The organism is Pedobacter humicola (assembly GCF_056490705.1).
Genome location: NZ_JBWJIG010000009.1, coordinates 240,172 through 251,469, shown reverse-complemented (window position 1 = coordinate 251,469; position 11,298 = coordinate 240,172). Strand labels below are relative to the sequence as shown.

General features: G+C 38.5%; 10 protein-coding genes and 1 tRNA gene. 5 read left to right on the top strand and 6 right to left on the bottom strand.

Annotated features, from left to right (window positions below; genetic code table 11):
- Nucleotides 1-670: 670 nt before the first annotated feature.
- From AC04Q1_RS15860 to AC04Q1_RS15840, 5 genes are all read right to left on the bottom strand, one after another.
- Entirely contained in the window at nt 671-1,591 is a 921-nt protein-coding gene (locus tag AC04Q1_RS15860) for an IS3 family transposase (RefSeq protein WP_478365556.1), read from the bottom strand.
- 2 nt (nt 1,592-1,593) lie between these two features.
- Nucleotides 1,594-1,989, bottom strand: a complete 396-nt coding sequence (locus AC04Q1_RS15855) for a transposase (protein WP_478365555.1) — start codon at nt 1,987-1,989, stop codon at nt 1,594-1,596.
- Between the two features lie 567 nt (nt 1,990-2,556).
- Nucleotides 2,557-2,630: transfer RNA gene (locus AC04Q1_RS15850), tRNA-Arg, on the bottom strand.
- A 99-nt stretch (nt 2,631-2,729) separates the two neighbouring features.
- Nucleotides 2,730-3,194, bottom strand: coding sequence for a redoxin domain-containing protein (locus AC04Q1_RS15845; RefSeq protein WP_478365554.1), 465 nt, complete (start codon nt 3,192-3,194; stop codon nt 2,730-2,732).
- Between the two features lie 84 nt (nt 3,195-3,278).
- Nucleotides 3,279-4,187 (bottom strand): SDR family oxidoreductase, encoded by a 909-nt coding sequence (locus AC04Q1_RS15840; RefSeq protein ID WP_478365553.1) that lies wholly within the window; start codon nt 4,185-4,187, stop codon nt 3,279-3,281.
- A gap of 161 nt (nt 4,188-4,348) precedes the next feature.
- On the opposite strand from AC04Q1_RS15840, the gene atpD reads away from it, so the two are divergent.
- Nucleotides 4,349-5,851 (top strand): F0F1 ATP synthase subunit beta, encoded by a 1,503-nt coding sequence (atpD, locus tag AC04Q1_RS15835; protein WP_116251722.1) that lies wholly within the window; start codon nt 4,349-4,351, stop codon nt 5,849-5,851.
- A gap of 81 nt (nt 5,852-5,932) precedes the next feature.
- Nucleotides 5,933-6,178, top strand: coding sequence for an ATP synthase F1 subunit epsilon (atpC, locus tag AC04Q1_RS15830; protein WP_055912620.1), 246 nt, complete (start codon nt 5,933-5,935; stop codon nt 6,176-6,178).
- Nucleotides 6,179-6,244: 66 nt separating this feature from the next.
- On the opposite strand, the gene AC04Q1_RS15825 is transcribed toward atpC, so the two are convergent.
- A complete protein-coding gene (locus AC04Q1_RS15825; protein WP_478365552.1) occupies nt 6,245-7,195 on the bottom strand; it encodes an alpha/beta fold hydrolase in 951 nt (316 codons plus the stop codon).
- 604 nt (nt 7,196-7,799) lie between these two features.
- Between AC04Q1_RS15825 and ilvE the strand changes: the two genes are divergently transcribed.
- From ilvE to ilvD, 3 genes are all read left to right on the top strand, one after another.
- Nucleotides 7,800-8,690, top strand: a complete 891-nt coding sequence (gene ilvE, locus AC04Q1_RS15820) for a branched-chain-amino-acid transaminase (RefSeq protein ID WP_478365551.1) — start codon at nt 7,800-7,802, stop codon at nt 8,688-8,690.
- A gap of 67 nt (nt 8,691-8,757) precedes the next feature.
- Nucleotides 8,758-9,336: an O-methyltransferase gene (locus AC04Q1_RS15815; RefSeq protein ID WP_478365550.1), complete on the top strand. Its 579-nt coding sequence runs from the start codon at nt 8,758-8,760 to the stop codon at nt 9,334-9,336.
- A 240-nt stretch (nt 9,337-9,576) separates the two neighbouring features.
- Nucleotides 9,577-11,259 (top strand): dihydroxy-acid dehydratase, encoded by a 1,683-nt coding sequence (ilvD, locus tag AC04Q1_RS15810; RefSeq protein WP_478365549.1) that lies wholly within the window; start codon nt 9,577-9,579, stop codon nt 11,257-11,259.
- The last annotated feature ends 39 nt before the right edge of the window (nt 11,260-11,298 follow it).

Below are 11,298 nucleotides of genomic sequence, written 5' to 3'. Positions count from 1 at the left end.
GCAATAGTATCCACTCCGTTTTATTCCAAAGTGTGCAGCCGACTTTTTGCCTCTGGGGTTTGAGTCAAGTAGCTTAAAGGAGGTCAAATATAATCTTCTCTCCCAAATTTTACAGTAACGCTGAGCTGGCACTTCAGAAACCAGATGCGTCCAGGCTTAAGCTTGAAACCATTTTTAGCTGACTATGCCTGGTCTGTTGAGCCCTTAAGCGCATAAATTCTTTGCTGTGAGGTCCACCGAGCAGAACTTGATATACTCAAGCAAACATCTTCGCTTTTAAAGGGGTTTTTAAGCACACTGTGCCAGTGAAAACACTAAAGGGATCACCAAGATTGAAGTCAATAATAGCAGGCTTAAAACGGCTATAAATCAGTCAAGTGCACACTTTTACCGGTATATACTGGCCACTTTAGCTGAAAAGAAAGTGGCCACTTTGGGTAAAAAACGGTGGCCACTTTTTGGATAATCCCCAACCGAAACATTGAGTCTGTACCGTCCTGAATTTACTTGTCGTTTTTGAATTATAATACTAGAATAAGTTTACATTTTCTAGGTGGTAATACTGGAATAAGTTTACATCTCATTTCTGGTAATTCTGATATTACTTTACAAGTGTACAATTCGTAATTTATTATTAAAAGAAAAGCCTATTTATTTTTATTCGTTTGAGTCAAACAGTCTCCGTTTGATCTTTTTCTATATCCTTTTTCTTGTAAGGATAATGCTTCCAACGTTTTTTTATTTCCCCGCTCATATCATGTGCTTTGCTAGGCGTAAGATAGTCCAGACTGCCATGCGGTCTTTTTTCATTGTAGTTTTTGATGATGATTTCAATGCTCTTTTTAGCTTCATTATGATCACGATATATTCTTTTTGGAAAAAACTCATTCTTTACTATTCCGTTAACACGTTCGGCTAAAGCATTATCGTACGGACTACCGCTTTCGGTCATGCTGATTGCGATCTTACCCCAATTTAGAAGCTCAGTATAGCTTTTAGAACAATATTGTATCCCCCGATCCGAATGATGAACCAGAATAAAGGGTGAGTCTTTTTTTCTTCCAGCGATGGCCATCTCCAAAGCGCTGATGCAACCAGGGGCCTCAAGGTTCGGATGGAGCGCGAATCCTACAATTTTCCTGGAGTAAGCATCAGTAATTAAACTTAAGTAACTAAAGCCCAACTGGGTCCGGATGTAGGTAATATCGCTCACCCATAGCTGTTCAGGGGCAGAAAGCAACATGTGTTTTATCAGGTTAGGATACCTTTTTAAGGCATGATTGGAGTCAGTAGTCCTGATAGACCGTTTCCTCCTGCGTATCAATAGCCCATGAAACCTCAAAAGATCATAAAGCTGGTCCCGCCCCATTTTTATATTGTGCTTTCCCATCTCCGGAGAAAGCATATGAAGAAGTTTCCGTGTCCCTAAAAGTGGAACTTCCGAACGGAATTCAGACACCAGGCCCAATACCACCATATGGGAAATATCAGTCTTATGTGCTGTTTTCTGTGCCAGATAATAAGCCTGGCGACTCACACCAAACAGTGCACAAAGTTCAACCAGAGATCTTTCCGGTTGTTTTTGCCGCATTCTTAAGACCGTTTGGTACCACGCTTTTTTCTGATGTTGATCTTAAGTTCGCTTTCGGCAACCTCAATCATGGTCTCTAATCCAACATTCTTCAGTTGAGCGTCGGCTAGTGCCTTAGTCAGCTCATCAATCTTTTTCTTAAGAAGTTTCGTTTCCTGGTTTTCGTCCATCGCTGACAGTACATTTGAAGGCTTAGCTTGTAGCAAGATAGCTAAATTACGCTTCTCAATCCAAAGTCCTATAGTACTTGTCGGTAAACCGTATTTACGGCCAGCTGCTCGCCGACTGAGCATACCCGATGCAACTTCTTCAACGATTTTTTCTTTAACAACATCACTTAATCGACCCCAGGGTTTTCTGCTTGAAATTTTTGTTTTGTCTTTGCTTTTTGTCGCCATTTTTTTGTTTTTAATGACAAGCTATAGCAGGACGAGACAGTCTACGAACGCTCAAAATATCATACTTTTCCTAGAGAGGTTTGCAGAACTCATCATTTGTAGCTAAATATAAAGAATACTCTACTAGAGACGAATCACTGAAATAAAAGAAATCCTCCCGAAAAGCTTAATCAATGAACTATATTGATGAATATGTTTGTATTATTCCACAGAAATATCGCAATCTTAACCTAATTCAACTGCTCCATTTAGATCCATATATTGGTAATTTTTAGCTGTTTTTATCAAATTTTTGCTTGTTCTAGCAGCGTTAAAGTTGCTGGTTCGACTCCCTTTAACCCACCCTTCCGGTAATTCGAACCCTTTTGAGAATTCCAACCCCAGAAAAAATAAATAAACAACTATATATCAGCTATTTAAGCGAAAATAAATCTCAAAAAAACCAAAAAAACTGAAATTTTAGACTTTAAAAATCAGCAAATTTGAGAAAACCGTAAGAATCAGAATACCAGACATATAAACAAAAAAAATAGGGAATCTCATCACTGAAATTCCCTATTTCTACAGTGCACTTGTAGGGATTCGAACCCCAAACCTTCTCATCCGTAGTGAGATGCTCTATCCAATTGAGCTACAAATGCGTTTCCGTATCGTTAACGGACTGCAAAGGTATAATTTGATATTTTAATTTCCAATTAAATTTTAAAAAAATATCAAAATTATCTTTTGCAATGTATCCTTTACGCGCTTAATGCATCGTTAATTGCTTTAAAATCAGGCAAGTCTTTCGCATCTTCTAAAACTTCTGCATAAGCAACTTTTCCTTCTTCATCGATTACAAAAGCCGCTCTTTTCGAAACACCCTTCATTCCGAACGCAAATTCTTCATAAATAGCACCGTAAGCAGCCGATACTTCTTTGTTAAAATCAGATAATAACGGGAACTGGTAACTTTGTACTTCTTTAAACTTTCCCAATGAAAAGGGAGAATCAACAGAAATACCGATTACCTGAGCGTTTATTCCTTCATAGTAGCTAAAGTTATCCCTCATGGCACATAACTGTTCGGTACAGGTTCCGGTAAAAGCCATCGGGAAAAAGTGAATGATGACTTTTTTGCCTTTGAAAGCAGAAAGTGAAATCTCTGCAAGATCAGAACTGTATAATTTAAAATCGGGGGCGGTATCGCCAACTTGTAATGCCATGGATTTTTTTTTTTGAATATATATATTGTTAAATGTTTTTTATTTTTCAATTGCTTTGGATCCCCACGACTTAGCACTACCAACTCAAGACTGTCTTTTCATTTGTTGATCTAAAATCGCCAGCCCCTCTTCAAAACGATGAGGATTGTAACCCAAATCTTTTATCGCTTTATCCAACACAAAACCCGTTTTAACTGGCCGTTTAGCTGTCTGGTTTAAACTTATTGAGCTAATCTCGTTAATAAAGGATTGGTCAAGCGACCAATAATCGGCAACTTTTCGCACTAAAGCTGCAATACTCATGTAATCTTTACCAGATACATGGTAAATTCCCCTTGCATTTTTTTCAACAGCCAGCAAACAGGCTTCTGCCAGATCTTCGGCTAAAGTTGGCATGCGCCATTGATCATTTACTACATTAATGGGTGATGTTTTTTCTAATGCACCTTTGGCCCACAGCACAATATTGCTCCTGCTCATATCATTCGTGATTCCATAAACCAGTATTGTTCTCAATATCGCCCAATTTGTTTTCGAGTTTTTCAACAGTTCTTCAGCCAACACTTTCGATTCGCCATAATAACTTACCGGATTAACAGCATCCTCTTCTTTATATGGCCCATCTGCACCATCAAAAACAAAATCGGTACTTAAATGGACGAGCTGAATATTTTTTTCTTCACATATTGATAATAGGGTACGAACTGCATCTACATTTAACTGACGGCAAAGCTCTTTATTTGCCTCACAGGTATCAACATTCGTCATTGCTGCTGTATGAATGATCGCCTCTGGCTGATACTTTTCGATAACCGCTCTAATCTGCGCAGCATTTAGGATATCCATTTCCGCATATTCGTACCCTTCATTAGCGGGATAGCGGTTAATTCCTTTAGACGTGGCAACCAGCCTTACTCTTCCTTCTGCAAGAACTTTCTCCGTTAATTTCTGCCCTAAAAGGCCATTACTGCCCGTTGTTAAAATGGTTTTCATATCCCTCATTTATGCCTCTAAATTATCGATAAAAATCATGTTGAAAAAATTTATAATATATATTTAAAATTCAGTTGGAATAACTTAACTTTGCCAACCGAATTGAAGCCCCTACAAACAGCTTTAATTCATTGATTGTAATAAATTTACTCACAACAGATATGCCTAACTTAGGAAAAATAGCACAAATTATCGGCCCAGTGGTTGACGTTAGCTTTGCTGATGATGCCCATCTACCTAAAATTTTTGATGCGTTAGAGATAACGAAAGAAAATGGACAAAAAATTGTTTTAGAAGTTCAACAGCACTTAGGTGAAGATCGCGTTCGTGCAATCTCGATGGACTCTACAGACGGTTTAGTTCGTGGAATGAAGGTTCTTGATACTGGTTCAGCAATTAAAATGCCAGTAGGCGACCAGATTAAAGGTCGTTTATTTAATGTAGTTGGTGAAGCGATTGACGGTATTACTGCTGTTGATAAAACAGACGGTCGCCCTATCCACGCAACTCCTCCTAAGTTTGAAGATCTGTCTACTGAAACTGAGGTACTTTTCACAGGTATTAAAGTAATCGATTTATTAGAGCCTTATGCAAAAGGTGGTAAAATTGGTTTGTTCGGTGGTGCTGGTGTAGGTAAAACGGTATTAATTATGGAGTTGGTAAACAACATCGCTAAAGCTTATGCTGGTTTATCAGTATTCGCAGGTGTTGGTGAGCGTACTCGTGAGGGTAACGATTTACTTCGTGAATTTATCGAATCAGGCGTAATCAACTATGGAGACGAATTCTTACACTCAATGGAAAAAGGTGGATGGGATTTGAAAGCAGTTGATACTGAAAAATTAAAAGAATCTAAAGCAACATTGGTTTTCGGACAAATGAACGAGCCTCCTGGTGCACGTGCACGTGTAGCATTATCAGGATTAACAGTTGCAGAATATTTCCGTGATGGTGATGGCGAAGGTGCTGGAAAAGATATCCTTTTCTTCGTGGATAATATCTTCCGTTTTACTCAGGCAGGTTCTGAGGTATCGGCTTTATTAGGCCGTATGCCATCAGCGGTAGGTTACCAACCAACATTGGCAACTGAGATGGGTTTGATGCAGGAACGTATTACGTCAACAAAACGTGGATCAATTACATCAGTACAAGCGGTATATGTACCAGCGGATGATTTAACTGACCCTGCTCCGGCAACAACTTTTGCCCACTTAGATGCTACAACGGTACTTTCACGTAAAATTGCTGAGCTAGGTATTTATCCTGCGGTAGATCCATTGGATTCTACTTCACGTATCCTTTCTCCTGCCGTTTTAGGTGATGAGCACTATAACACTGCACAACGTGTTAAAGAAACTTTACAACGTTATAAAGAATTACAGGATATCATCGCGATTTTAGGTATGGACGAATTATCTGAGGAAGATAAATTAGTGGTATCAAGAGCGCGTCGTGTTCAACGTTTCTTATCACAACCTTTCCACGTAGCTGAGCAGTTTACAGGCTTAAAAGGTGTATTGGTTGATATTAAAGATACCATCAAAGGATTTAACATGATCATGGATGGCGAAGTCGATGAGTATCCTGAAGCTGCATTTAACTTAGTTGGTAGCATTGAAGATGCAATCGAAAAAGGTAAAAAATTATTAGCAGAAGCGAACTAAGAGAGACGTGCGACACTAGATATGAGATATGAGAGAGACCTGGTCTCGAATCTCATATCTCACATCTCAAATCTATTCAAAATGAATTTAGAAATATTAACTCCAGATAAAAAAGTTTTCGAAGGTGAAGTAACGGCAGTTACGGTGCCTGGTACTTTAGGTTCTTTCCAGATTTTAAAAGACCATGCCCCTATCATCTCTACTTTAGAAGATGGAGAAGTTATTATAAAAGCAAATAAAGCTGATGAGCAACGCTTTTTTATTAAAGGCGGTGTAGTTGAAGCTATCCATAATAAAATTGTGGTTCTAGCTGAAGGTATCGCTTAAACAAAATATTCAAACCTTTAGAAGGCCTCCCGATTTAAAATCCGGAGGCTTTTTTGTTTGTCGGAACTATTTAACAAAACCACATACAGCAGCAGTAAACTCCTTATTATTTTCATAATAAAGCATATGCGAGCCCGCTAGCTGCAACACCTTTTGGTTTTTAAACTTGTAATTTTTGTAATAATCTGGCCCAACAGCATGATCGCCCTTACCTGTTATGACTAAGGTCGGTACTTTAATCTCACTCGTAAGTAAAGCGTAGTCCTTAAAATACTCTGGGTATTTCTGCACCTTTGTGCTATCCATTAAGGGCATAAAAAGTGTCATTCCGAAATCTAATGTACGTTTGTAAGAATTTTCAATACTATCCATTTTAACAATGGTATTGATATCGTTGGCTATATACTTATACCCAAGATGCACTCCACTTAACTTTTTTCGAACCAGGGCCGCACTATTCATTAATTTTTTAAAGTCAGTTTCGTGTATAGTGGTATCCTTTTTCAATAACCGGTACCCATATTCAATTTGTTCGCTCACCTGATCCGGGTTCATAAAATGGGCAATTGTATTGGCCATGATGATGCCGGTTAAGTGTTCAGGATATTTTAAGGCATAATTAATCGCCAGAACCCCACCAAACGAATGACTGAGTAAATACACTTTTTCTACACCCAATTTTAACCGCAACTCTTCAATATCCTGCACAACCCGCGCTAAACTATAGTTCTTTGCATTTTGCGAATAACCCGATCCTCTTTGATCGAGGTAAACCATGGTTAAGCATTTTTCTAAACTTGCTCCCCCCATTTTTTCAAAGGAAAGAAAATCCTGACCGGGGCCACCATGCAAATAGATACAAACAGGACCTTTACCAGCCACCTTAACAGATAGCTTCACGGAATCGGATGTTAAAACAGTCTGGTTACCCATTTTGAGATGGTTAGATGAATCCGAGGGTGAACAGGCACTAAATAATACGGCCAAAAGAATCGAAAGGATATAAATTATTTTCATAGCTAAGGTTTCTAATATTAAATTACACAACTATTTTTAATAAGCAATCAAACGCATTCGATAATCTAAATATATCTAAACAAAACATCAATAATTCTTCGCATTTTAACATCAAAATATCGCCTCGATTTTCAATTTTAAGAGTGCTTTTATCCGTTTTAGGCAGAAAACTAGAAAATTTATAATGCAAGCATAATAAACATACCGTATACCGTTTTGATATTTGGTCTACGGCTATCGGCATTAAATAACTAATCGAACTCCTTTTAAGAATAATATTCCGCTATAAGCAAAAATACAAGAACAATATTCTGATTTAACTTTTTTCTGATTTCTCTTGCATATTAATGAACCAAAAACTAAATTGGTTTTTATAAACAATAAGATAATAATGACAACTCAGCACAACATATCTGCAAGCCTTACTACCACAAAAGTGGTTGGCCATGTAGTGCTGTTACCAGTCATTTTACTTAACCTCCTACTCCTAAATATTTTATGGGGTAATAAGCGGGCGCAGTCTAAATAGATTTAAAAAACTAAATACACCTAAAGCGTCCCGATACAAACGGGACGCTTTTTTTAAATAACAAAACACAGTATTATGAAATACTATAATTCTAATACGATTATTTACCTTGATGGGCAGTTTGAAAAGGCTGTAAATAGCAGCACTGACCTTTATGGACAGTCGTTACATTATGGCTATGCTGCTTTCGAGGGTATTAGAGCCTATAAAACACACAACGGCAACCGGATTTTTAAAGCTGCCGCCCATTTCGACCGCTTAGAGCGTTCGTGCCAATTGGCAAATATTCCTTTCCCTTGGGATAAACAAGAATTAATTGCCGCAACCTATAAATTACTTCAGTTAAACAAGCTGAAAGATGCCTATATCCGTCCATTGGTATTTTGTCACCCAAACATGAAATTGAACGGGCCAAGCGGTGTTTCTATACTAATCTGTGCATGGGAATGGGATGCTTATTCAGGCAACAAATTATTGAATTTAACGGTTTCAGATTACGAAAGACCAAACCCAAAATCGACCCCAATGGAGGCTAAATTGAGCGGAAACTACGTCAACTCTATCTTAGCCACTACCGCTGCAAACATTAAGGGTTATGACGAAGCCTTGCTTTTAGATATGCATGGTTTTGTTGCCGAGGCATCTGGTGCAAACATCTTTCTTGAAAAGGACGGCAGATTATATACCCCATCTTTAGGGAACATTTTACCAGGTATTACGCGCGCAACAGTAAAAGAACTTTGTAGCGTCCTGGATATAGAATGCATCGAGAAAAAGTTAACTATAGAAGATTTAAAAAATGCCGACAGCGCTTTTTTGTGCGGAACTGCAACTGAAATAGCTGGGATTGCCGCAATTGATGATATTGTTTACCGTCCATTATGGAGAGAATCTATCGGTTATACCATACAACGTGCCTATAAGAATTTGGTGCTTGAAAAAGTGAATTACGAAGTGATTATATAACGGGGAACATCCACTAAAAAACCATCAACCGAAATAAATTTAAATAATAAAAAACATCCAATAGCAGATGACCGAAGAAATCAATCAACGTTTCCCGAAGGCCTATAAACAAATCAACAGTGCAACAAAAGCATCAGGATTTGATATGGCATCTGATGTGTTGACCTGCTCTCTTCTCAGGACCCTTGCTTCTACCAAACCTTCGGGCAAATTTTTGGAGCTTGGAACCGGAACCGGTTTATCTACCTCCTGGATATTGGATGGTTTAGATCAGACCAGTACCCTTACTTCAATTGATAACGACGCTAAATTTTTAGCGATAGCCACAACTTTTCTTGGTGGCGATGAACGCTTAACATTGGTTGATACCGATGGAGCAGAATGGTTTGAAAAGAATAAAGACAAAAAATTTGATTACATTTTTGCCGATACCTGGCATGGAAAATACCTGCTTTTAGATGAAGCTTTATCCATGCTTAACAATGGAGGACTTTACATCATTGACGACATGTTGCCACAACCGAATTGGCCCGGTGGCCACCAGGATAAAGCGGAAAAACTAATCAAAGACTTAGAATCCCGTGAGGATTTGCACTTAACCAAACAGGTTTGGGCAACAGGGATTGTAATCGGAGTAAAAAAATAAATAATATTAAAATAGTTCTTTGCATTTTTTAAATAGTTAGTATGTTTGTGATTCATCAAAGACATGAATATAAACACAAACATTATTAGCAACCTAATTATTGTCATTTCTCAAACGGGAGGTGGAAATCGTTGCGTATAATATTAAAAATATACCCATCGAAACCGCCTCCGAAACGAGGCGGTTTTTTTTTGCCTCAAAATTATACAACTAACAGAACCAGAATATACATTTTAAACAATGAGCGAATTAAACAAGTACAGTAAAACATTTACACAAGACCCAACACAACCGGCAGCACAAGCTATGCTTTACGGAATCGGATTAACTGATGCTGATATGGCAAAAGCGCAAGTCGGTATCGCAAGTATGGGTTACGATGGTAATACCTGCAATATGCACCTTAACGATCTTGCAAAAGATGTAAAAAAAGGGGTCTGGAATAATGATTTAGTGGGCTTGGTTTTCAATACCATTGGGGTAAGTGATGGGATGAGCAATGGTACAGACGGCATGCGTTATTCGTTGGTAAGCCGTGATGTGATTGCTGATAGTATCGAAACCATCTGCGGTGGCCAATATTACGACGGCGTAATTGCCATCCCGGGTTGCGATAAAAATATGCCTGGTGCCATTATGGCCATGGCACGTTTAGACCGTCCTTCGATTATGGTTTATGGTGGTACAATTGCACCAGGACACTACAAAGGTGAAGAACTGAACATCGTATCTGCATTCGAAGCATTGGGTCAAAAAATCTGTGGCAATCTTTCAGAAGAAGATTTCCAGGGCATTATAAAACATACCTGCCCGGGCGCGGGTGCTTGTGGCGGAATGTACACCGCAAACACAATGGCTGCTGCAATTGAGGCCTTGGGTATGAGTTTGCCTTATTCTTCTTCAAATCCGGCAGTTAGTGAAGAGAAAAAACAAGAATGCTTAGATGCTGGTAAATACATCAGGATTTTATTAGAAAAAGACATCAAACCATCTGATATTATGACGAAAAAAGCATTTGAAAATGCCATTCGTTCGATTATCATTTTAGGGGGAAGTACAAATGCCGTATTACACTTTATTGCAATTGGTAAAGCCATTGGTGTTGAAGTTACGCAAGATGATTTCCAGCGCATGAGCGATGAAACACCAGTGTTGGCGGATTTTAAACCAAGTGGTAAATTCTTAATGCAGGATTTACACCAATATGGTGGTATCCCGGCGGTAATGAAATATTTATTGAATGAGGGCTTATTACATGGCGATTGCTTAACCGTTACCGGAAAAACCATAGCTGAGAATTTGGCTGATGTAAAATCGGTGATGGATTACGATCAGAAAATCATTCAAAAATTAAGTGAGCCAATTAAAGCAACTGGTCACTTACAAATCCTTTACGGAAACTTAGCCGAAAAAGGTTCCGTAGCCAAAATATCTGGTAAAGAAGGTGAAAAATTCGAAGGTCCTGCACGCGTATTTGATGGTGAGCGCGATTTAGTTGCCGGAATTTCTTCGGGAAGAATTAAACCGGGTGACGTTGTCGTTATTAAGAACGAAGGGCCGGTTGGCGCACCTGGTATGCCAGAAATGTTAAAGCCTACCTCGCTAATTATCGGTGCCGGTTTAGGTAAATCAATTGCATTGATTACCGACGGTCGCTTTTCGGGAGGAACACATGGTTTTGTGGTTGGGCACATTACTCCTGAAGCTTACAAAGGTGGTTTAATTGGATTAGTGCAAGATGACGACCCAATTGAAATTGATGCCGTAAATAACACCATTAATTTAATGGTCAGTGAAGAAGTGATTGCTGAACGCAGAAAAAACTATGTTCAGCCAGCTTTAAAAGTAACAAAAGGTGTTTTATATAAATATGCTAAAACAGTTTCAGATGCAGCCAGTGGTTGCGTAACTGACGAATATTAAAAAAATAAAAAAAATCATCCCCAGATGAATTGATACTAA